At 57.3% G+C, this 20,090-nt stretch carries 19 protein-coding genes, 1 tRNA gene and 1 pseudogene; 7 read left to right on the forward strand and 14 right to left on the reverse strand.

Annotated features, from left to right (window positions below):
- The 3 genes from ACR2TX_RS09790 to ACR2TX_RS09800 all read right to left on the reverse strand — a co-directional run bounded on the left by ACR2TX_RS09790 (position 1) and on the right by ACR2TX_RS09800 (position 2,855).
- Positions 1-1,113, reverse strand: a complete 1,113-nt coding sequence (locus tag ACR2TX_RS09790) for an efflux RND transporter periplasmic adaptor subunit (RefSeq protein ID WP_077731969.1) — start codon at positions 1,111-1,113, stop codon at positions 1-3.
- Positions 1,110-2,375, reverse strand: coding sequence for a TolC family protein (locus ACR2TX_RS09795; RefSeq protein WP_077731970.1), 1,266 nt, complete (start codon positions 2,373-2,375; stop codon positions 1,110-1,112). The genes ACR2TX_RS09790 and ACR2TX_RS09795 overlap by 4 nt, the downstream gene beginning before the upstream one ends.
- A gap of 102 nt (positions 2,376-2,477) precedes the next feature.
- Positions 2,478-2,855, reverse strand: a complete 378-nt coding sequence (locus tag ACR2TX_RS09800; protein WP_077731971.1) for a hypothetical protein — start codon at positions 2,853-2,855, stop codon at positions 2,478-2,480.
- 101 nt (positions 2,856-2,956) lie between these two features.
- Between ACR2TX_RS09800 and ACR2TX_RS09805 the strand changes: the two are divergent.
- A pseudogene (locus ACR2TX_RS09805) lies at positions 2,957-3,105 on the forward strand (transposase); the annotation flags it as partial.
- Positions 3,106-3,207: 102 nt separating this feature from the next.
- On the opposite strand, the gene ACR2TX_RS09810 reads toward ACR2TX_RS09805, so the two are convergent.
- From ACR2TX_RS09810 to ACR2TX_RS09830, 5 genes are all read right to left on the reverse strand, one after another.
- Positions 3,208-3,284 (reverse strand) — tRNA-Arg (locus ACR2TX_RS09810).
- A gap of 170 nt (positions 3,285-3,454) precedes the next feature.
- Positions 3,455-6,814, reverse strand: coding sequence for an NAD-glutamate dehydrogenase domain-containing protein (locus tag ACR2TX_RS09815; RefSeq protein WP_434132005.1), 3,360 nt, complete (start codon positions 6,812-6,814; stop codon positions 3,455-3,457).
- Positions 6,815-6,908: 94 nt separating this feature from the next.
- The gene (locus tag ACR2TX_RS09820) at positions 6,909-7,340 is read right to left on the reverse strand and encodes an ATP-binding protein (RefSeq protein ID WP_077731445.1); all 432 of its coding nucleotides are present in this window, start codon (positions 7,338-7,340) and stop codon (positions 6,909-6,911) included.
- A gap of 13 nt (positions 7,341-7,353) precedes the next feature.
- Positions 7,354-7,689, reverse strand: coding sequence for an STAS domain-containing protein (locus ACR2TX_RS09825; protein WP_077731446.1), 336 nt, complete (start codon positions 7,687-7,689; stop codon positions 7,354-7,356).
- A 265-nt stretch (positions 7,690-7,954) separates the two neighbouring features.
- On the reverse strand, positions 7,955-8,365 hold the full coding sequence (locus ACR2TX_RS09830) for a gamma-glutamylcyclotransferase family protein (RefSeq protein WP_077731447.1): 411 nt from the start codon (positions 8,363-8,365) through the stop codon (positions 7,955-7,957).
- Positions 8,366-8,805: 440 nt separating this feature from the next.
- Between ACR2TX_RS09830 and ACR2TX_RS09835 the strand changes: the two genes are divergently transcribed.
- Positions 8,806-9,624: a class I SAM-dependent methyltransferase gene (locus tag ACR2TX_RS09835; RefSeq protein WP_077731448.1), complete on the forward strand. Its 819-nt coding sequence runs from the start codon at positions 8,806-8,808 to the stop codon at positions 9,622-9,624.
- Between the two features lie 474 nt (positions 9,625-10,098).
- Here ACR2TX_RS09835 and ACR2TX_RS09840 read toward each other — a convergent pair whose 3' ends face one another.
- From ACR2TX_RS09840 to ACR2TX_RS09850, 3 genes are all read right to left on the reverse strand, one after another.
- Entirely contained in the window at positions 10,099-10,581 is a 483-nt protein-coding gene (locus tag ACR2TX_RS09840) for a redoxin domain-containing protein (RefSeq protein WP_168175475.1), read from the reverse strand.
- 41 nt (positions 10,582-10,622) lie between these two features.
- The gene (locus tag ACR2TX_RS09845; protein ID WP_156879736.1) at positions 10,623-11,696 is read right to left on the reverse strand and encodes a sialidase family protein; all 1,074 of its coding nucleotides are present in this window, start codon (positions 11,694-11,696) and stop codon (positions 10,623-10,625) included.
- A gap of 835 nt (positions 11,697-12,531) precedes the next feature.
- Complete coding sequence (locus ACR2TX_RS09850) at positions 12,532-12,903, reverse strand: response regulator (RefSeq protein ID WP_077731451.1); 372 nt, start codon at positions 12,901-12,903, stop codon at positions 12,532-12,534.
- A gap of 274 nt (positions 12,904-13,177) precedes the next feature.
- Between ACR2TX_RS09850 and ACR2TX_RS09855 the strand changes: the two genes are divergently transcribed.
- The 4 genes from ACR2TX_RS09855 (at position 13,178) to ACR2TX_RS09870 (ending at position 16,107) form a co-directional block, all read left to right on the forward strand.
- The gene (locus ACR2TX_RS09855) at positions 13,178-14,332 is read left to right on the forward strand and encodes an NAD(P)/FAD-dependent oxidoreductase (RefSeq protein ID WP_434132009.1); all 1,155 of its coding nucleotides are present in this window, start codon (positions 13,178-13,180) and stop codon (positions 14,330-14,332) included.
- Between the two features lie 126 nt (positions 14,333-14,458).
- Positions 14,459-14,929 (forward strand): SRPBCC family protein, encoded by a 471-nt coding sequence (locus ACR2TX_RS09860; protein ID WP_205780824.1) that lies wholly within the window; start codon positions 14,459-14,461, stop codon positions 14,927-14,929.
- An 82-nt stretch (positions 14,930-15,011) separates the two neighbouring features.
- The gene (locus tag ACR2TX_RS09865; protein WP_077731453.1) at positions 15,012-15,473 is read left to right on the forward strand and encodes a PAS domain-containing protein; all 462 of its coding nucleotides are present in this window, start codon (positions 15,012-15,014) and stop codon (positions 15,471-15,473) included.
- Between the two features lie 151 nt (positions 15,474-15,624).
- Complete coding sequence (locus ACR2TX_RS09870; protein WP_077731454.1) at positions 15,625-16,107, forward strand: type II toxin-antitoxin system RatA family toxin; 483 nt, start codon at positions 15,625-15,627, stop codon at positions 16,105-16,107.
- Between the two features lie 49 nt (positions 16,108-16,156).
- Here the strand turns inward: ACR2TX_RS09870 and ACR2TX_RS09875 are convergent, their stop codons facing one another.
- Positions 16,157-16,396 carry an MBL fold metallo-hydrolase gene (locus tag ACR2TX_RS09875; protein ID WP_205780825.1) on the reverse strand — a complete coding sequence of 80 codons (240 nt, stop codon included), beginning with the start codon at positions 16,394-16,396 and terminating at the stop codon, positions 16,157-16,159.
- 354 nt (positions 16,397-16,750) lie between these two features.
- On the opposite strand from ACR2TX_RS09875, the gene ACR2TX_RS09880 reads away from it, so the two are divergent.
- Positions 16,751-17,185: a hypothetical protein gene (locus ACR2TX_RS09880; RefSeq protein ID WP_077731455.1), complete on the forward strand. Its 435-nt coding sequence runs from the start codon at positions 16,751-16,753 to the stop codon at positions 17,183-17,185.
- A 72-nt stretch (positions 17,186-17,257) separates the two neighbouring features.
- Here ACR2TX_RS09880 and ligA read toward each other — a convergent pair whose 3' ends face one another.
- Together ligA and ACR2TX_RS09890 are read right to left on the reverse strand one after the other, a co-directional pair.
- Complete coding sequence (ligA, locus tag ACR2TX_RS09885; protein ID WP_077731456.1) at positions 17,258-19,270, reverse strand: NAD-dependent DNA ligase LigA; 2,013 nt, start codon at positions 19,268-19,270, stop codon at positions 17,258-17,260.
- A gap of 2 nt (positions 19,271-19,272) precedes the next feature.
- Positions 19,273-20,010: a cell division protein ZipA C-terminal FtsZ-binding domain-containing protein gene (locus ACR2TX_RS09890; protein WP_434132012.1), complete on the reverse strand. Its 738-nt coding sequence runs from the start codon at positions 20,008-20,010 to the stop codon at positions 19,273-19,275.
- Between the last annotated feature and the right edge of the window lie 80 nt (positions 20,011-20,090).

Raw genomic sequence — 20,090 nt, forward strand, 5'->3', positions numbered from 1 at the left:
CTACTCCAGTTCTTTGCGGATACGTTCGTTGTTCAGATGGAACGCGCCATCTACAACAGTCGGTTCCCCTTCCGTGAGCCCTTCGATCACTCGGCGATATCCGCCTTGCTCGGGAGCAAGCGAAACCGGACGCAGGGCGAACCCATCGGCGGCGATCCGGACGAAGACATAGTCCTGATCGCCGCTTCTCACCACGGCTTTGGCCGGGACACCGAGGCCGGTCAAAGCCGGCTTCCGGATGACCATGGTGGCCAGCATTTCGGGTTTGATCTTGCGCTCCGCATTGTTCACCTCCATGCGCACGGTGACCGTGCGCGTGGTGGGGTTCACGATGTCGGAGACGTAGATCAGCTTGCCGCTGATTTTCTGTCCCGGCAGCGCTGGAATCTGCACTTCGGTCTGGCCATCGGGTTCGATCAGATAGGCCTTTTGTTCCGGCGCTTCGGCCACCACCCACACGCGGGACAGGTCGGCAATCGTAAACAGGTCGTCCGTGGTCTGAGCGATCTGGCCTAGGGAAACATGCCGCTCGATCACGGTCCCCGCCACGGTGGCGGTCACCGGGGTCACCGAATCGATCTGGCCGGTGGCCGCGAGGCGCTGGATGGCGCCCTCGCTCATGCCCATCACGCGCAGCTGATCGGCACTGGCGCGAAGCTCCACCTCGGCTTCCATCAATTCGCTTTCCCGTTCCTTGAGTTCCGCCCGGCTGATCACGTCGGCTTGCAGCAGGCGTCGCGCGCGATCCACCGCAAGTTTGTACAGATTCACCCGGGTTTTCGCTTTCAGATAGGCGGCTTGGGCGTTGCCGAGTTCGGTGCTGTTGATGCGGGCTAGGATCTCGCCTTTTTTGACGGTTTGGCCGATGAAGGCGTTGATCTCGGCGACCCGTCCGCTGACGCTGGGACCGATGCGGGCCACGCGATGCTCGTCCAGGGCTACTCGGGCTGGAAGATGCAGGGATTCGGCAGTCTCCTTAGGAGCGACCGGGGCGATGGTTAGTCTCTGGAGTAGAGAGGACGGTGCGGTTACCGTCACCGCGCCGGCAGCGTCCTGCCCGTAGGCCGGCGCCAGGCCGATGAGGCACAACACTAAGGGAATGAGTATTTTCATAGCGACTGATCCTGGTAGTCCTGAGCCCGAAGCCGCTCGATTTCGAGCAGCGCGGCGTTCTTATCGAACAAGGCGTTGATATAGTCGACGCGTACCGCCTGAAAGGTGCGTTGGGCGTCGAGATAATCGAGAATGCCTCTTTCGCCGAGACGGTAAGCGGCCTCCGCTACCTTGAGGGCAGCTTCCGCTTCTCGGAGAAGACCCGACTCGAAGGTCTCGATTTGCTGACTGGCGATGCGGTAGGCGGTAATCGCAGTGTCGAGTTCGTACAGAAGGCTCAGCAGTTGCCGATCCGCTAGGGCGTCCGCCCGTGCGCGGTCGGCGGCGGCGCGGGCGATGGGGCCTTGCCGCTGATTCCACAGAGGAAGCGGCACGATGAGGTCGACCCGCCACTGCTCCAGATTGGGCTCTCGATAGACGCCGGCCTTGATGGTGGGCTGGGGATAGCGCAGCGCCTGTTCCAGTTCGAGCTGAGACGTGGCTCGGTCGACTTCCGCCCGCGCCTGAATGAGGGCCGGATGGTTCCGCTGCACTTGATCGCGGAGCGCATCGAGGTTCGGCGGTTCCCGGCGGGCCGCGGGGAGCTCGCCGACCAGGTCCGAGTCGGGCGGGAGCCGTCCGGCGACCAAGGCCCTGAGGGCCGTCTTGGCCTGCTCCACGCGCAGCGCTGCGCTCTCACGGTTCTTCGTGGCCCCGAGGAGTTCCGCTTCCGCCTTGACCAGTTCGTAACGCGAGGCTTCGCCGACTTCAACGCGGATGCGGATCTTGTCGCGGATGGATTCGAGCAGGCTCCGGTTGGCCTCCGCCATCGCCAGCAGCTCCTGCTGCCGCAGCACGTTATAGAACGCCTGCTTGACCCGGGTCAGCACGTTGAGGCTAATAGTTCGATAAAAGGCCTTCGCCGCGTCCACGCCGGCTTCGCCCGCTTCCCGCCGGGGACGGCGGACATACGGGAGTTCGATCGGCTGGGCGATATCGGCGCCGGTTAAAATGCCGCGGGTGACGCCGGTATCACGGGCCACCGATTCGCCCGCCCCGACCTGAATCTCCGGGTTGGGATAGGCTTTGGCAGTAATCAGATCGCCTTCCGCACCCTCGATTTGGGTCCGGGCAGCCGTTAGCTCGGGATTATGTTTTTCCGCCAAAGCCAGAAGGTCGGCCAGGCTCAACGAGGAACCGGCCGAATCCGAGGCGGACATGGAAAGAATCAAGAACCCGCACAGTAGTAGCGCTGGGGTCTTTTGTAGGGATGAACCCGTCATGGCTCTCGCTTGATGTCGTCGATCGGGAGGCGATGAATAAGCATTCATCGCGCCTGGCGGATAAAGATGGCCTGGGGCCAGCTTCATCCACGGGATCGGGGGCTAACAGCGGCGAGGGGGAGGCGGCTCGGGAATGATGTCTTGGGAACGGGACAGGACGGGGGCCGACCGATAACGCACCGGTTTTATCCCCCATGGCGAATAGCTCAAGGAATCCTGGGCCAGGCTGTCGTCATCCAGGTTGGAATAATCCGCCTCGTCCTGCGACTCGGCATCCGACTCTCCGTCGTCATCCCAATCCGGTGAACGCTCGGCGGTTTCGAGCGGGGACGCGTAGTCGGCCTGGGGCAAAGACAGGTCCAGATCCATAACCACCTGAATCCGCCACAGACCGGTGACGACATTCAGCGTCAACAGGAGCAGATAAAAGTAGTGTCCCGCAGGGCGGGTAGGCCGAACGCGTTGTTTTACTTGTTTCATGTATTGTTTCAAGCCGAAGACATACGGGAGTTTTCGGGCTTGAAACCAAAAAGATGGGCTATCGAACGGCGGGTACTCTAACCGTAATTTCGAGACCTGGAAAATCACGCTCTATCGTCGTTTGGGATAACTTGTCCCGCATCGCGGCAACGAGGTTCGCACGGCCATCGAAGCCCGTGGAGCCATTCTCAAGGCGCTGCCGCCCCATAGTCCGGATCTCAATCCTATCGAGCAGGCCTTTTCAAAACTGGGAAAATACCAGGGCTGCGTTGAGTTTCTTGGATAAGTCACGAAATAATCACGTTGACGGTCGTGAAAGACCATCAAGGTTTAGCTAAGTGATTGATTTAATTGGCGCCCCGGATACGATTCGAACGTACGACCTTCCCCTTAGGAGGGGGACGCTCTATCCTACTGAGCTACCGGGGCGGAGCGGATTGATTTTGCCGTAAAGGCTTTTAGATCAGGCGGATAGCTTGAAAAAAGCGGCTATAGTGTACCTCTAAGACCCGCCCGAAGGCCAGTAAATTCATATTTTGCCGCGTGATTTCGACTGTATCCTCCCGCAAAGGCGAGGGGAAATCTCTTGGAGCGTCCGGTCAATCGCTGGGATCGTCGCAGGCTTCCCGCAAGGCGTCCAACGCCGTAACCAGGGCAGTGAACGGAATCAGGGAGACTTCCGTAGATTCGTTGAGTTCCCGTCCGAATCGGCGCAGTTTCGCCAGGCGTTGTTGGAGACGCGGTCCGGCGAAAAATGCGGCCGGATCGCGTAATCCGGCGCGCAGCATGGCAAGGCTGAAGCGAACCGAGCCGGACTTCAGCCGTTCCAGTAATGCAGTTTGTACCCGGCGTTCCCAGCGGTTGCGGGGTTTTACGTCATCGAGCCGGGGAATCAGCCGTCTTAAGTCCAGATAGTCGGCGACCGCATCGTTCAGTTCGGCTACCTTTGAAAGCGGCTCGCCCGTGCGGGCGGTCAAGTCGACCAAGGCCGGAAAGTTGTGCAGCCGTTCCATGAGCGCCATGAGACGGGCTTCTTCTACAGTGAAGCCCAAAGCTTCCGAATCCGAGATACGCTGCTCGTAATCCGGGAGCTCGCTCGTTGCGAGACTTTCCGCCAGATAAGCTAGATGCTGTGCCAGGTCCGTGCGCCACAGGGCTACCGATTCGGGACTCGGATGCAGCGCTTTGCCTTTTTGCAGCGCCCACAGGCAGAACGAGTTCAGAAGGCTTTCCAAACGCAGCAAAAGCTCGAGCTGCCGAGCGGCTGCGATTCGATCGTCCAGAGCGCAGATCTTGTAGCGCAACGTACGTCCGTCGAGTACACGGTCGAACAGGAGATAAGCCCTGACGGCTTGATTGAGGAGAGAGGGCTCGAGTTCGTCGACCCAAACCAGAAAGCCCGCGCCGGCCTGGTTGATGAGCGTGTTGCAGATCACCGTGGCGGTGATTTCCTTGGCGAGCGAATGTTCGTCGAGCGCTTCGGCGAAACGCTCCCGTACCGCGGCCGGAAAATAGCCGGCCAGGCAATCCCCGGCCCAGGATGCCGACAGAAACTCGGGGTTATCGAAGAAAGCCCGCTTCAAGGCTAGTTTGGCGTAAGCCATCAATACCGCGAGTTCCGGTCGGGTCAAGGCTTGTTGGGAGCGTGCCGCGATGTCCTTGCGGGACGGAAACGACTCCACCGCCGGGTCGAGCAGTCCAGCGTTGATCAGGCGCGCGGCGGCTTCGAGGAACGGTTCCGCATCCTGTAGGCAGCGTTGGTGGTCCAGCGAGAGACAGAGACTTTGCCAATAATTGTTGGCCAGGACCGAACGGCAAACATCGTCCTTGACTTCCGCCAGCCATCGGTCGCGTTCCTCCCGGTCGGCGATCAATCCTTTGTGTTGCAGAAGATTCATGAGGATCTTGAGATTGACCTCGTGATCGGACAGATCTACTCCGCCCGAGTTATTGACCGCGTCGGTATCGATGCGCCCTCCGCTCAGAGCGTATTCGACACGGGCGAGTTGGGTGAAGCCGAGGTTGGCCCCTTCGCCGACGACTTTCGCCTTGACCTGGTTGGCGTCGACGCGGGTGCTGTCGTTGACTTTGTCGCCGACGTCCTCGTTGGTCTCGGTGCTCGCTTTGACGTAGGTTCCGATGCCGCCGAGCCAGAGCAGATCGACCGGAGCAGTCAGCATTAGCCGGATCAGTTCTTCGCCGTCGACCGTGACGTGGTGCACCCCGAGCCACTCGCGGATGTCCGGAGAAAGTGGAATGTCCTTCGCATCGCGCCGGAACACGCCGCCGCCGGGCGAGATCAAGCCGCGGTCGTAATCGTCCCAGCTGGAGTAGGGAAGATCGAACAGGCGCTTTCGCTCTCGATAGGACTGCGCCGGGTCGGGACTCGGATCGAGGAAGATATGGTTGGCGCTAAAGGCGGCGCGCAGGCAAATCCTGTCGGACAGCAGCATGCCGTTGCCGAACACGTCGCCGTCCATGCTGCCGATGCCGATCACCGTAAACGGTCGGGTGTCGATATCCTGGCCCAATTCGCGGAAGTGCCGTTTCACGCACTCCCAGGCGCCGCGGGCGGTAATGCCGAGCTTCTTGTGGTGATAACCATGCGAGCCGCCGCTGGCGAAGGCGTCTCCGAGCCAGAATCCGTACTCCGATGCGATGATATTGGCGCGATCCGACAGCCGCGCCGTCCCCTTGTCCGCGGCGACCACGAGATAGGGATCGGCATCGTCGTGGGGCACGACCTCGGAGGGGGCCGTCACGACGGTGCCTTGTAGATTGTCGGTCAAGTCCAAGAGCCCGCGAATCAGCGTGGAATACGCTTCCTGGACCAGCCGCTCGCGATCGGCCGGATCCCGCGCCGTCTGCTTGACGATGAATCCGCCCTTGGCCCCGTGCGGAACGATCAAGGAATTCTTGATCATCTGAGTTTGCATCAGATCGAGAATCTCGCTGCGGAAGTCGTCCGGCCGATCCGACCATCGGATGCCGCCGCGAGCCACTTTGGCCCCGCGCAGGTGTATGCCTTCCATCAGCGCCGAATGGACGTAGATTTCGAACAACGGCCTCGGCGCCGGCATGTTGATGATCCCGAGGCTGCTGATTTTGAAGGCGACGAAATGGTCCGGCTGATCCATCCTCCGGTAGAAGTTGGTCCGCAGCGTGGCGTCGATGAGGTTGAACAGATCGCGGAGGATGCGGTCCTCGTTCGAATCTTCCACCTCATTCAGCGACGAGCCCAGTTCCATGCGGATCGGCAACATGGCTTCGTCCTCGCGCCGGGCGAGATCGATCCAGCGCCTGTCGGGCTTGAAGCGGCTCTCGAAATAGTGAAAAAGCAGCAGGGCCGTTTTGGGATTGTTGAGCAGCGCCTGATGAAAGCGGAAACGGCCGAAACGGCTGCCGAGCTGAAAATAGTAGTTTCGGTAAGCGCGGAAGACGTCGATTTCCTTCCACGAAAGCCCCGTCAGCAGCAGCAAACCGTTGAGGGCATCGTTGTCCGCCCGTGCCGTCAGCAGTGCCATGAAGGCCTCCAGCAACGGCTCTTTGACGGGTATCAGGGAATCGAAACCGTCCGCGGCGGGCTTGACCGAGAAGCTGCGGATATAGATGCGCTGCGATCCGATCTCGCCCCTGAACTGAACCTGATCGACCACCCGTAAGTTCAGGTCCTGGAGGATCGGAATGATCTCGTCCAGGCTCCGCTCGCGCAGCCCGTAAAGCTGAAGGCGATGGAACGGATCGCCGAGTTGCCGGTCGGGTTCCCACAGGTCGACGGCTTCCCGGCCGGTTCGGATGACTTGTTCTACCTTGAATGCGTCACGAGTCGCCAACTGTGGAGGAACGAGCGCGCGGTATTCGGCGGAGAAAGCCTGCTCATAAGGAAACGAGGGGGCGGTTTGATGGAATTCCCGAGCGGCCTGGTCGAGAAAAATTCTGAAGCTGCGTTCCCAGGGCATAGTCTTTTTCTCCTGCCGAATCGGAATGCCGGTTGTATTCGCGGCTGGGATGGTTAGAGTTTCGCCGCATCCGAGTTCGGCCGATTGATGAGGTCTAGGCCAGCCTCTTGTACATTTCCAACACGTTGCCGTTGTCCGCCTTACGGTAGCTGACCCAATCCATAAATGTCCGCATAAAGAAAATGCCTCGGCCGCGTTCGTTCAAGGCATCGAGATTAGGAGGCGGTACGGCATTCAAATCGAAACCCTGACCATGGTCGTATACATAAATCCGGAGATCCTTGTCTCTTATGCGCATGCACACCCTAACGGTCTCGTTCGCGTCGCCCGGTGCCGCATGCTGAATGGCGTTGACCATCGCCTCGGTCAAAACCAGGTTGAGATGATAGGCAAGCGCATCGCGGTCGCCGGTGTAGACATCCAAAGTCTTGGCCACCTGTTCGGCGATATTGCCGATTAAACTCAAATACCGAGTTTGGTTCGGGACCACAATTTCGACGTTGATAATGTCGGTTTCGCCGCCCATCGAAATCTCCTGGCTAGTTGCTGCTCGGTACCTCCCCAAGGCTGGGATAGATATCGAACACCCGGTGCAAGCGGGTAAGCTCGAACATGGATTGTACACGCGGCTGTAGTCCCGCCAGTACGAAGCTGCCGGAACGCAAGGAAGCGTTCTTGTAACCGGACAGCAAAGCGCCCAAGCCTGAGCTGTCGATGAAACGGACGCCCGACAAATCGATAACCAAGCGCGTGTGACCGTCTTCCAAAAGCTTGAGGATGTAATCCTTCAGTTCGCCGGAGTTGTGCGCATCGAGGCGCTCTTCCTTTAGGCTGAGGATGGTCCTGCCGTTACGATTTTCAGTCGAGATATTCATCGTTTGGCTCCAGCATCCGCAATTGTTTCTATAGGACAAGTTGCACGGAGAATAATAACGTGGAATTCATCGGCAAAGACATAGGCGCAAAGTTCTTGTAGGTAAGTTTTCGCGCCGAATACCGGCGCGGCAATCGGGTCGTGTTTCAGCGCCTTGTAATCCGGGGACTTGTGACGATTGCGAGTCGTATCGAGAGCAGATCTTGCAGCAGCTTACCGTTCACATGTTCTTATCGGGCCGGAACTACCGGCGTGAAACGATTGGTTTAATTACTTAGACGGCGGCAATGAGTTAAAAATTCACGGAGCCACGTTTCTTTGAAGTCCTCCAGATTCCAGCTCCGCCGGACGAGCAGCCGGTAATGCGCGGGCGGAACGATATAAACTTCCGCATCGGCTTGAATCCCCGTGCGGGTGACCACGGTCAGGGTTTCGCGCCGATAAAAGTCGTCCTCGAACGCGTCCAGATCTTTAAGCGCGCGTGCCGAGACATCTTCGTAGAGTACACCGTCGGTAAAGCTGCCCGTCTCTCTGCGAAGTCCTGGATAGACCCGGTTGCGAATACGATAGCGGGCAAAACCATGTAACCGGGCCGGTTGCGATGGGAAAACACTGCCGGTGACGGCTCGCATTACCTCCGGAACCTGGAGCGTGCCATAGGCGAAAATCTTGAACATGACGGCAGTATACGTTGAGCAAAGAACGGAAGCTTAACCGGCCGCCGGCCCTGATCCAAGGGACTGCACCCTTGGCCCAATGTCGTTGGAAAAGGAGTCAGGATTTTCTTGTTCGTCTTTGTCTTCGTCCTTCCGGCTCAGTAGGCTTGGTCAATTCCCACTGTGGAGACCGGAATCGCTTAAACAGAAACAGATGACAAAAGCCAGATTTTTACACTGCCCCTTACACGTCCTCACGACCTCCTGTAGCCGTTCCATCCTATTTACTCCTCCCTTCTCAGACTCTTATGAAACCCGACAACTTATCGGCTTGTAACACTCAATCAAGGTTACGCTTGTATCAATACAGGCACATGACTAACATTTTCCACCTCGAAGGTGCAATGGTTTGTGCCGCTTAGGGTGTTATTTCCAGTTGAGCATTACTATAGGAACAACTCATGAACATGAAACCTGAGCTAACGGAACGGCAGCAGAGAGAGCTCGACTATCATCGAGAACATGCGAAGAAACACGGAGCGATTCTTGCCGAGCCGTTTTCGTGGGATGTGCTTCTGAACCCCGGTCGTCGATGGTGGAACGCCTACTGGCAGATGTACGCCTACCTTGTGAGTTGCGATCTCAAGGGCAAGGATGTACTGGTTGTAGGATGCGGCTTCGGAGACGACGCTCTACGGCTCGCCAAACTCGGTGCAAAAGTAAGTGCTTTCGACTTGAGTCCGGACGTGCTCCAGATCGCGAGGACCCTCGCCGCTCGCGAGGGCTTGGAGATCGCCTTCGACGAAATGCCCGCTGAACGAATGAGGTACAAGGACGCCAGTTTTGACTATGTGATTTGCAGAGATATCCTCCACCACGTCAACATCCCCGAAACCATGAGCGAAATTGTTCGCGTGGCAAAGCCAGGGGCTCAGTTCATTGTGAACGAGATTTATTCACATTCTATAACCGAGAAGGTCCGCCGCTCCTCTCTTGTTGAGTCGTTCTTGTATCCGCGCATGCGACGATTGATTTATGGTCCCGAGAAGCCCTATATCACGGAAGATGAACGGAAACTCAATGAAAGCGACCTTGCCGAGATCACCAAGCCTCTGCAGGCGCGGCGTTTTGAGAAGCACTTCAACTTTCTGGTTACGAGAATTATCCCCGATCAATCTGAATTGTTTGCAAAGATCGATCGCATTCTGCTCATTCTATTTAAGCCGATGGCGCCATTTCTGGCCGGCCGGATACTTTTCAGCGCTCAAATCGTAAAGTAGTGCCCCGCCCCCTGCTTGCTGCAATGCCCGACTCGTCGTTCCAGCCGACCGCCTTCGGCGGCCGTTGGTCTCCAACGGGAAAAGGGGCAGTCCATGTGGGCTGGAAGAGTGAAGCAAATCCCGGCAAATCAGGTTTCACTCCCATTGGCCGTTGCGAATCGATGCCCAATCTATTAACCCGGCCTATAAATATAGGCCGGGTTAATCCGGGGCAGGGATGCCCCGGCGCGGCGACAAACGGCGTGAGCCCAGGCCGGGCGTGTACCGGCCTGGGCGGCGGCCCGAAATACCAGGAGGGTATTTACGGGCCTGATTAATAGCAACCGGGAGAGCAAACATAGGCCTTCACAAATGCTTCCCTGATCAATTACCGGGGAGCTAACCCCGACCGGCCTCATCTCCCTCGCTTCGCTCTGCCCAAGGGGAGAGGGGTTTTTGCGACACCTTGCGGGAGAAGGCTTTTTCAGAGATTCCTCAAGGCTTGACCGCGGCGACCCAGGCGTCGATGTGTTCGGTCGTGATCGCGCCGCTGACCGGCAGACGGTTATGGCCCGCATCGTAGAAATAACTGCGGGGCAGCTCGCCGTACCAGGACGAGTCGATCTCGTAGCGCAGCCGCTGCGCATTGGAATCGCTGAAAATCCACGATTCGACCTGCTTCAGCTTGTGTTTCGCCAGCATATCACTCACTTCGCCGGCAAATTCGGCTTCGTCGGTGGAGACCATCACCAGATCCAGCTTCGGATGCTTTTTCATCGAGGCTGCCAGGGCGTCCAAATCTTTCATGCAACTGGCGCAGTCCAGGGACCAGAACATGAGAATGAAAGGTTTTCCCTGGCGGGTTTTCAAGATATCGCTGAGACTGCCGGCCCTGAATGGCTGCGTTTGATTTTCGGCGAATGACGGAGCTGAAAATAGCGTCAGGAACAGGCAAAGCAGAGCGAATAATTTTTTCATATGGGTATTCATAAGAATCGGAAGGGATAAGAGCGGATCGATTAATCGATGCGGATCAGGCGGTAACCCTTGTCTTGGCTATTCCACGATAGAAAAATCGCTTGGCCGTCGGTCAAGAGGAACGGAAAATCGACTTCGGCGTCCGATTCCACCGTTGCGACTGCCTCGGACCATGTTTTTCCGCCATCCCTGGACTGTTTGACCATCGCCCGATTCTTCCGGCCGTCGAACTCGTTCCAGGCGAGAATCACCCGATCGCCCGCGGCCAAGACGTCCGGATGTCCCGGCAATCGGTCGGGATCGCCCAAGGCCATGGGCTCTGAAAAGCTGCGGCCCCGATCGTCGGAATAAGCGTAAAACAGGCCCTGGCGTTTCGTTCCCTGGGTAAACCATGCGACGTGGTAGCGGCCGTCCCGGCCTATGGAAAGTGCCGGTCCATGAACCGGGCACGCTTCGATTTTCCAGCTGTCATTCGTGGCTCGTGTCGCCGCCCACTCGGCACGGCCGTCCTCGGGCTTTAGAAGGCCATGATCGCGGATGTTGCCGGGATAAATGAACCGGGTGATCAAAACCGGCCGCCCATCGGTATCGAAATCGACGGCGAGGCGGCAGCAACTGCAAACGTCGTCCACGATTTTTTGATTGGATTGAAGGGGCTTTCCGTTGGCGCCCAGGACGGTGTGAAAGATGTCGTTGCCCCGTGCTTCGTCGACGCCCTCGCGCTCGTCGTGCCAAAACGCGTGCAAATCGCCGCGGGGATCAACCGCCAGTACGGCCTGAAACGAGTTGGCTGTTCTAGCCATGTCGCTCAAGGGCTCCGGCGCGGTGAAATGCCGCCCCTGATCTTCGGAAATGCTCAAATAGGTGGTCCAAGGCTGCAAGCCGAAGGCCGGGTAAGCGACGTAGATTCGGCCGGCGGGATCGACGGCGATCTGCGGGCGGTATTCGCTTTGCGTCCTGATCGGCACGCGCTCCGGGTTGATTGCTACCGGGGGACTGAAGGTTTTGCCGTAATCGCTGGAAAAATCGACGTAGACGCGGTCGGTGGTGGGCACGACGCGCCACAGCCGTCGGTCGGGGCCGAAAGCCGCCGAGACCGGAAGCTTTATGTCCATGCCGCGATAATGTTCAAATCCGTCCGAAATCGGCTTTGGTCGCGAACCTATGGACGCGCAACCGGACAAGACCGCCACGGACAAAGCCCAGAAACACAGCGAGGCCAGATGATTGCGGACGCCGGAGAAAGACCTCGTCCGAATCGCTCTTCGTTTGAGTCCGATCGACAACACGCTTGAAATCAAACCCCCGGTTCGCAAATTAGCCGCCCCATCTGCACGTAACCCTGGTTCGACCGGCGATGCGGTAACCCGGTTCCGCCGGGTAACCGTTCGACTCGGTCGCGATGAGGGACATCGTACGAAAAGCCATGTTTAAGGTTTCGCTGCCCGCAACAACACCAGCCGGTGAAACATTAAGGAAGCTCTGAACAAGTGGATTCCGGTCATGCCCTTCGGCAGGCTCATCACGAACGGAATCAATACGTTACCGTTCGTCCTGAGCCTGTCGAAGGACTTAATCAGAGATTCCTTAAAGAACTTGGCCGCCGTTATCGAAGTCCTTTGGCTGCAAAGGCCGATGGTCAAAGTTACGGCATGCATTTCTTGCTTCTTGCTCCGCGAGTAAAGAAAAACTCTTTGCTTCGGTAAATGTTGAAGTGTGTGTTTTCGCGGGTCGCCAAGGCTTTTGTAAAAGGCCGGTCAAATGGGTGGAGCATCACGCAGAAATCGAGCCAAGCATGCCGAACCCGTTGCGCGGCGCAAGGTTGCTTGGCGCTCGGTTCCGAAGCCATCCGTAAAACTGCGGCAAATCACGCAGTCAGGTGTGTGAAATGACGCACACATATTTTCTTGATGTCTCTGACGAGAGAGCGTGGGCTACATCTCGGTAGGGCTATCCGAGCAGGGCGCCCAATTCTTCCGGATCGACCGGCTTTACCAGGTGATGATCGAACCCCGCGGCTTTGGTGAGAGCTCGGTCTTCTTGCTGGCCATAACCGGTGATGGCGATGATCAGCGCTTCGCGCGTCTCCGGACGTTCACGCAGTCTGCGGGCTACTTCGTAGCCGTCCATGCCCGGGAGGCCGATGTCCAACAGCACGGCCTGGGGCCTAAATTCGGATGCCAAATCGAGAGCGGCCGGCCCATCGAGAGCGGTTCGGACGTCATGGCCTTCGAGTTCCAGTAATAAAGCCAAACTTTCGACGGCATCCGTGTTGTCATCGACCACGAGAATACGCTTGGATTTGGTGTCTTGGTCGGTCATACATCAGTTCCTTTTTGTCACAGTTCGGAAATGCCGGGTAACACAATACGATCTAACCGGGGGCTTTCATAGGTCGAGCGACGCGTCTACACAAATAAGACGTGAATAGCCGGAGCAATGCGGAGCCGAACAAAGGGGAATCTTTATCGGGCCGGCAAGTCTTATGAAGAGCGGGAATTTCCCCGGCAAGGCGGCCAAGATACCGTGCTTCTGGAAATCAGTCCGTCGACCATGGGAAGTTCATACAAGAAGAAACAACAAGAAGAGAACGGATATGTTTTTGCCATTTTATTTCCCCAGTAAGGAAGCGCTCAAGCTCGTCATCGTAGGCGGCGGCTATTCAGGGCTGTCGGCGCTGATTACGATCCGTGAATACCGTCCCGACGCCGAGATCGTCTTGATCGATCGCCGGCCTTATCACCTTAAGATTACCCATCTGCACGAAAGTTTTCGCCGTCCTCTGACGGACTTCAAAGTGTCTTTCGCGGCCTTGGAGAAGCGGTTCAATTTTCGCCATGTCATGGCGGATCTGAGATTCGACGATACGGCGTTGAAACAGTGGCAAAGCGACCGGGTCATACCGGTCGGGCAGGAGGAGATCGGGTTCGACTATCTTCTGATCGCCACCGGAGCGGGTTTCAAGAAGCTCGAGAAACCTAGCCGAGTGATCGATCTCGACGATTTCATCGAAAAGCCGGGGCCGGAGGTCCTGCAAGAGAACTTGGCGGCTGCGAACTCTTCCGCTCCGTGGATTACCGCGGTCGGAGGCGGTGCGACCGGCATCCAGTATCTGTTCGAGATCGCCAATTTCGTGCGGGAGCGCCGCATTCCCTGTCGGCTTCGTCTGGTGGACTCCGAGCACAGGGTGCTGACGCAGTTCAATGCGAAATTGGGGCAGTATGCGGAGGCTCGAATGGCGGACCTCGGAATCGAGCATGTGACAGGTCGTTTTTTCCGCGCTCAGGAGGCGGATCGTGTCGTGCTCGAGGAGGTTGAGACGGGCGAGCTGTCCGAACTCGATTCCCAGCTGAGCCTGCTTTTCGTCGGCAAGAGCGCCAACATCCGTTTGCACGCCAATTTTTTCGGCCAAGTCGTTGTGGACGGAGACATTTTGGACCGGGTTTTCACCGCCGGCGACTGCTCGTACTATCGCTCATTGGGATCGAACGCCATGACGGCTCAGTCCGCCGTGCGCAAAGGCAAGTTGGCCGCTCGAAACATTCTCAGGCATTCGGGGCTCGTCAAATTGCTGGAGCCGTATCTGCATCGCGATCTGGGCTATCTGGTCAGCCTGGGGCCTCAGGATTCCGTGGGATGGGTGGCGTTGGAACGCAATGTGGTCGGGGGATTTCCCGCAGCGGTCGTGAAAGAAATCGTCGAAGCGCAATACGATCTATTGCTTGCGGGCATCGATACCTATGTGTTGTGACCGGCTGGAGGAAAGGTGGCAAGGCGTATATTTGCGGCGCTGTTGTCAAAGCGTGAGCAGGTGAACTGGATTCATATGGGATATCGGTGCGTCCAATAATGACGCCAGAAAATTCAGGAGGCGCAAATGATGTTTGGCTCAAGTCAGCCCGTAAAAGCCAAGGCGACCACGGTCATCAACAAACCCGTAGAGGAAGTTTTTCATTTTATAAGCGACGAGTTCTTCGAAAATTACCCGAAGTGGTCACCCGAAGTCGTCGAATTGAAACCCTTGTCGGAAGGGCCAATGCGTCTTGGCACTCTGGCGCGGCAGGTTCGAGTCGATCATGGGCACCGGACCGAATCCACGTTCAGGGTGACTGATTATCAACCGAACAAGCGGCTTTGCTTCAGCGGAGTGTCCAGCCCTTTCCGCTGTGTCTATGATTTCGAGCAAAAGAGTACGCAGTCGCCATCCACGCAGGTCGCGTTTACCTTTGAGTTATCGGAGCTCGAGCTGTTCATGCGTCCGTTCGAGAAATTGATTCGAGTCGCCGTGCAGGATGGTGCCGAGCAGACGGTGAAAAATCTAAAAGGCCTCATCGAGGGCCATTCGTGAGTCAAAAGGAATTTGGCGAGGTTTTTCGATCAACAATAAGCGGAAGTGAGAGATTGAAGTGAAGAATTAGGAGGAACCGATTATGGCCTTCATTGTGGAAAAAGATCCGGGACTGATCCCGCAGGTGCTGGCTAAGATTCTTGATTCGTGCGTCAATGGCGTAACGCTGGCCGACCCGGATTTGGACGATATGCCCGTCGTTTATGTCAATAAAGCCTTCGAAGAGATAACGGGATATGACCAGGGAGAGATAGTGGGGAAAAACTGCCGGTTTTTACAGGGAAACGATAGAGATCAGGACGCTCGTACCCAGATCCGCGAAGCGCTGGCGAACGCTCAGCCGGTTGAAGTGACGCTCCGCAATTATCGAAAGAACGGCGAGCTCTTTTATAATCATCTCGCACTCACGCCGCTCTTCGATCGAGACGGGAAGGTGATTTATTATCTCGGGATTCAGTACGATGTGACCAACCAGGTACGGGCCGAGGAAGAGATCAAGCGCCTGAGCGAAAACTTGGAGAATGTCTCTAGGCTGACGAAATAAAAAAGCCGGCGTCTTTGCCGTGTGAAAGACGCATGAGCGATAAGACGGTATCGTCGAGAGGTGTCCCGGCGCTGTTCGCGTTCGGCCGCAAATGTGCGTGTCGCTAGGCCGACGCCGTAAATGCAGATTATGAGCAAGTTAAGGTTTTGATATGGCGGTTATTTGCACGAGCGTTTGCGTCAACTATACGCCCAAAGAAATGTACGATTTGGTGAACGACGTTCAATCCTATCCCAGCTACCTTCCTTTGTGCAGCAATGTAAAGCTGCATTCAAAAACACCGAATGCCCTCAGGGCTACCATCACGCTGTCGAAAGGCAAGATCAAGTTTTCCTTCACGACGGAAAATTCGATGGAGGACAGCAGGCATATCCGGATGAATCTGGTCGAAGGGCCGTTCAAGCACTTGCGCGGGCATTGGCGTTTTGAGCCGAGTGCGACCGGCGGTTGCGAGGCGACTTTCCGCCTAGATTTCGAGTTTGCCAACGCCTTGCTGGGAATGGCCTTCGGCGGCTTTTTCAAGGAAGTGACCGAGTCCTTTGTCGAAGCTTTCTGCCGTCAGGCGGCCAAGAAATATGGCGAGCGGGAGACTCATCCGCCCGAGGCTCTTCATGGCCATGGAAAGCTCACATAAGAGACAACGGCACCTCGCCGCATGCGCGGTGCAACCCGGTCCTTGAACCTTAACTGCGCGGTCCGGCTGAAAGTCGGCGATCCGGAACCTCGAAGCGGTAAGTTTCGCCGTGACTCAGATATCTCACCCGATCATCGAGACCGGCGGCGGTTACGGCCTTCTTGAAGTCTTCGAGCGGTGATTTGAAAACCCGGTAATCGTTGTAGTGGATAGGAATCGCCTCGCGAGGGTTAACGATTCTTATCGCTTCAATGCCCTCCTTAGCGTCCATCGTGACCAGGATGCTCATAATCCGGGTGCCGCCGAGATGAAACAGTCCCAGATCGATGTCCGGATGGCGAATGGAATTCTTGGCGGTGTCGACATGAGAACGGAACTCGATGAGTGCTAATAATGAAAAGACCTCAACGGGGCTCTTCTTATTTTAAAAAATGCTTGAATATATCGAGTCGAAACTATAATATGACTTCACTGCCGTCGTGTCCCCCTCAAGGCAGTAGCTAGATTCAATACCTCAACGAACTAGCGAAGGAAGACTTATAGGGTCGGCCCGAGCCTCCTCAGCCGACCTTTTTTTTGTGGTTGCAAATCGATTCGCGAAATCCTCTGGTCGAAGGTGCTGATTCGTGGAGGGCAATCAGGCATGATGGGTCGCTTCTCAGTGAAGCTGAATAATTTGCTTTTCTGGATAAAGGCCAAGATGGATGAACGGATGGTCCTGCTCATGGCCGGCTCTATCGTCATAATGCTCTATGGCGACGTCGTTCTGGGTTGGATCGGATCGTTATTGCATTACGCGATCGAGGTATTGGAACTGGGCCTTGAGCACCTGATCGAAGCGACATTTCATGTATCTCAACGCACAGCACAGATCCTGACGGCCTGGACCGGGCTTTTCCTATTCCTGCTGCTCGGCTGGTTCATTTTTCGTAAGACTGTAAGCCTGTTTCGCGAATGGATTGCGCTAAGGTCGGACCGCTTGAATCTACATCAAACCCGAATATCGAACCGGCAAAGACTGGCCATCTGTGCCAGCCTGCTGATCGCCGTCATTCTTGCGATCTACTTTCAGTTCTGATCGAAAGGCGCACGGCGGACCGAGCAAAAATCGACCGTTCGCGGACCGGTTAAACCTGATCCGCCTACGTCCTTAATTTCCTACCAAGTCCAGAAACGCCGCTTCGTCCAATACCTCGACACCGAGTTCCTGGGCCTTAGCCAGTTTCGAGCCGGGATCGGCTCCGGCTATCACGTAGCTGGTGTTCTTGGACACGCTACCGGTGACCTTGCCGCCTAGAGCCTGAAGCCTGGCTTTTGCTTCCTCTCGACTCATGGAGGACAGCGTGCCGGTGATGACGAAGGTTCGGCCCTGGAGCGGTTGCTCGGTTTTTACCTCCGCGACTTCTTCCCAATGCACCCCGGCATCGAGCAGAGCTCGGACCACCCCGACATTGTGCGCTTGCCGGAAGAAGGTATGGATATGATGGGCCACGGAAGGGCCTATGTCGGGAACATTCTGCAGTTCTTCCTCGTCCGCGGCCACGATGTTGTCGAGGGTGCGAAAGTGAGCCGCCAAGGTGTGCGCCGTGACTTCGCCGACTTCCCGAATGCCCAGCGCAAAAAGGAAGCGGGACAGGGTAGTATGCTTGCTCCGTTCCAGCGCATTGATCAGGTTCTCCGCCGATTTTCGCCCCATGCGCTCCAGTGCCGCCAGCTGTTCCGCGGTCAGTCGGTAGAGATCGGCGACCGTCTCGATCAGCTTGTTTTCGAGAATCTGATCGACCAGCTTGTCGCCCAGGCCGTCGATGTCCATGGCGCGGCGCGAGGCGAAATGCTTGATGGATTCCTTGTGCTGCGCGGGGCAAAAGAGGCCGCCGCTGCAACGGGCGATGGCTTCGCCGGGCTCCAATTCCACCTCCGCGCCGCACACGGGGCAGTGGCTAGGCATTTGGAAGACCGGGGCGTCGGCCGGGCGGAGTTCCGGCAGGCTTTTCACCACTTCCGGGATTACGTCGCCGGCGCGCCGGACGACGACGGTATCGCCGGCCCGAATATCCCGCCTGTGCACTTCATCCGCATTGTGCAGCGTCGCATTGGTTACGGTGACGCCGCCGACGAAAACGGGTTCGAGCCGCGCCACCGGGGTCAGGGCGCCGGTGCGTCCCACTTGAACCTCAATGGCGATGACTTTGGTGGTGGCTTCTTCCGCGGGGAATTTATGGGCGATGGCCCAACGCGGCGCGCGAGCGACGAAACCTAATGCGCTCCGGTCCGCCAGACGGTCCACTTTGTAAACCACGCCGTCGATTTCGTAGGGGAGATCGTGCCGCCGGGCCAAGAGGTCCCGATAGTAAGCAAGACAGCCGGCTATGCCTTGGACCACGTGTAGTTCCGGACTGACGGGAATGCCCCAGGACTTGAACCGGTCCATCAACTCTTTCTGGGTATCCGGCAGCTGGTCGCTCGGAAAGATGCCATAGCCGTAAGAAAAGAAGCAGAGGCGGCGTGAGGCGGTAATCTTTGGGTCGAGTTGGCGGAGGCTTCCGGCGGCGGCATTCCGCGGGTTGACGAAGACCTTGTCGCCGTTTTGCCGCGCCCGCTCGTTCAAGGCGAGAAAACCCTTTTTCGGCATGAACACTTCGCCCCGCACTTCGAAGCGTTCCGGCCAGCCGCTGTCCCTGAGCCGCAGCGGAATGTCGCGGATCGTGCGGACGTTGTGAGTGATGTCCTCGCCGGTCTGACCGTCGCCGCGCGTGGCCCCGCAAACCAGGACGCCCTTGTCGTAGATGAGGCTGACCGCGAGGCCGTCGAGCTTGGGTTCCACCAAGTAGCCGATGTCGTTGCGTCCGAGCCGCTGACTCACGCGGCGATGGAAATCCTCGGCGTCCTCGTCGCTGAAGGCGTTGTCCAGCGACAGCATGGGGATTTCGTGGCGTACCGCGGCAAATGCTGCGACCGGCGGAGCGCCGACCCGCTGTGTCGGGGAATCGGGGGTGGCAAGTTCCGGATACTGGTGCTCGATCGCCAAGAGCTCCTGCATCAGGCGGTCGTACTCGGCGTCGGAAATCAGCGGCGAATCGAGCTGATAGTAGCGCAGATTGTGGAATTCGATTTCTTTGCGCAATTCGTCCGCGCGACGTTTAATCTCTTCCGGCGCGTTCACGGCTACTCGTAAGCTTCTTCCAGGCGGTTGCGCATCTGGGCGATTTTTTCCCCGGTCAGCGGACGGCGGGCGTCGTCCCACTCGATCCCGTCCAATCGAACGGCCAGCTCATGGCAAGTGTTGACCAAATCGTCGAACACGCCCAAGGGATCGTCGACCGTGGCGGGTTGAAAGAACAGGACCACGCCGGGGCACTCGAACGACGCCATGTCATCGACGGGGAAGGTGCCGGGTTTCACGAGGCTGGCCACGCTGAACAGAGGTTTGCGGAATTCGCGGTCATAACGGTGAAAGATGCCCATCTCGCCATGGACCAGGTCGAGGTCCAACAGAGCATTCTTGAGTTCGTCACCCGCAAAAACGAACTCGTCTCCCGCCACCACGCTGAGTTGTATCAGAAACGGGGCGCCCAAAGCGGCGGTTCTGTCCGCTTCTCTCTGCGTTGTTCGCGGCGGTTCCTGCGGCGCCTCGATCACGTCTTCCGCCTCGTCTTCGAAATCGAATTCATTATCGGCAAAATGCCGCTCGTTTCGATTCAGGACGCGAACGCTTTCGAATTCTTCCTCATCGTAATCAGGCGACTCCTTATCGATCGAAGGGTCGAAATCCAGTTCGTCGAACTCGCCGCGCCGTTGTAGAAAATCCAGGACTTTTTGCTTGTGGCGTCCCCAGACATAGATGCCGGCGATGACGATGACGCCGATCACCAGCAGGACCAAACGTACGGTATCTCTATCCATCTCCTTTCCTCAAAGGCACTTGACAGCCTGCAAACAAGGAAGCCGCCAATGGCGGCCAAGTTATCTCGTGCGGAAAACCG

This window comes from Methylocaldum sp. GT1BB (assembly GCF_051027545.1).
Lineage (GTDB): Bacteria > Pseudomonadota > Gammaproteobacteria > Methylococcales > Methylococcaceae > Methylocaldum.

Excerpts from the sequence above, each read along its gene's own strand:
- ACR2TX_RS09835 (WP_077731448.1), top strand. The coding sequence starts at position 8,806 with ATGAACATGAAACCTGAGCTAACGGAACGGCAGCAGAGAGAGCTCGAC.
- ACR2TX_RS09875 (WP_205780825.1), bottom strand. The coding sequence starts at position 16,396 with ATGAGCATCCTGGTCACGATGGACGCTAAGGAGGGCATTGAAGCGATA.
- ACR2TX_RS09845 (WP_156879736.1), bottom strand. The coding sequence starts at position 11,696 with ATGGACATAAAGCTTCCGGTCTCGGCGGCTTTCGGCCCCGACCGACGG.
- ACR2TX_RS09830 (WP_077731447.1), bottom strand. The coding sequence starts at position 8,365 with ATGTTCAAGATTTTCGCCTATGGCACGCTCCAGGTTCCGGAGGTAATG.
- ACR2TX_RS09870 (WP_077731454.1), top strand. The coding sequence starts at position 15,625 with ATGGCGGTTATTTGCACGAGCGTTTGCGTCAACTATACGCCCAAAGAA.
- ACR2TX_RS09880 (WP_077731455.1), top strand. The coding sequence starts at position 16,751 with ATGATGGGTCGCTTCTCAGTGAAGCTGAATAATTTGCTTTTCTGGATA.
- ACR2TX_RS09855 (WP_434132009.1), top strand. The coding sequence starts at position 13,178 with ATGTTTTTGCCATTTTATTTCCCCAGTAAGGAAGCGCTCAAGCTCGTC.
- ACR2TX_RS09840 (WP_168175475.1), bottom strand. The coding sequence starts at position 10,581 with ATGAAAAAATTATTCGCTCTGCTTTGCCTGTTCCTGACGCTATTTTCA.
- ACR2TX_RS09815 (WP_434132005.1), bottom strand. The coding sequence starts at position 6,814 with ATGCCCTGGGAACGCAGCTTCAGAATTTTTCTCGACCAGGCCGCTCGG.
- ACR2TX_RS09790 (WP_077731969.1), bottom strand. The coding sequence starts at position 1,113 with ATGAAAATACTCATTCCCTTAGTGTTGTGCCTCATCGGCCTGGCGCCG.
- ACR2TX_RS09825 (WP_077731446.1), bottom strand. The coding sequence starts at position 7,689 with ATGAATATCTCGACTGAAAATCGTAACGGCAGGACCATCCTCAGCCTA.
- ACR2TX_RS09865 (WP_077731453.1), top strand. The coding sequence starts at position 15,012 with ATGGCCTTCATTGTGGAAAAAGATCCGGGACTGATCCCGCAGGTGCTG.
- ACR2TX_RS09795 (WP_077731970.1), bottom strand. The coding sequence starts at position 2,375 with ATGACGGGTTCATCCCTACAAAAGACCCCAGCGCTACTACTGTGCGGG.
- ACR2TX_RS09820 (WP_077731445.1), bottom strand. The coding sequence starts at position 7,340 with ATGGGCGGCGAAACCGACATTATCAACGTCGAAATTGTGGTCCCGAAC.
- ACR2TX_RS09800 (WP_077731971.1), bottom strand. The coding sequence starts at position 2,855 with ATGAAACAAGTAAAACAACGCGTTCGGCCTACCCGCCCTGCGGGACAC.
- ACR2TX_RS09860 (WP_205780824.1), top strand. The coding sequence starts at position 14,459 with ATGATGTTTGGCTCAAGTCAGCCCGTAAAAGCCAAGGCGACCACGGTC.
- ACR2TX_RS09850 (WP_077731451.1), bottom strand. The coding sequence starts at position 12,903 with ATGACCGACCAAGACACCAAATCCAAGCGTATTCTCGTGGTCGATGAC.
- ACR2TX_RS09890 (WP_434132012.1), bottom strand. The coding sequence starts at position 20,010 with ATGGATAGAGATACCGTACGTTTGGTCCTGCTGGTGATCGGCGTCATC.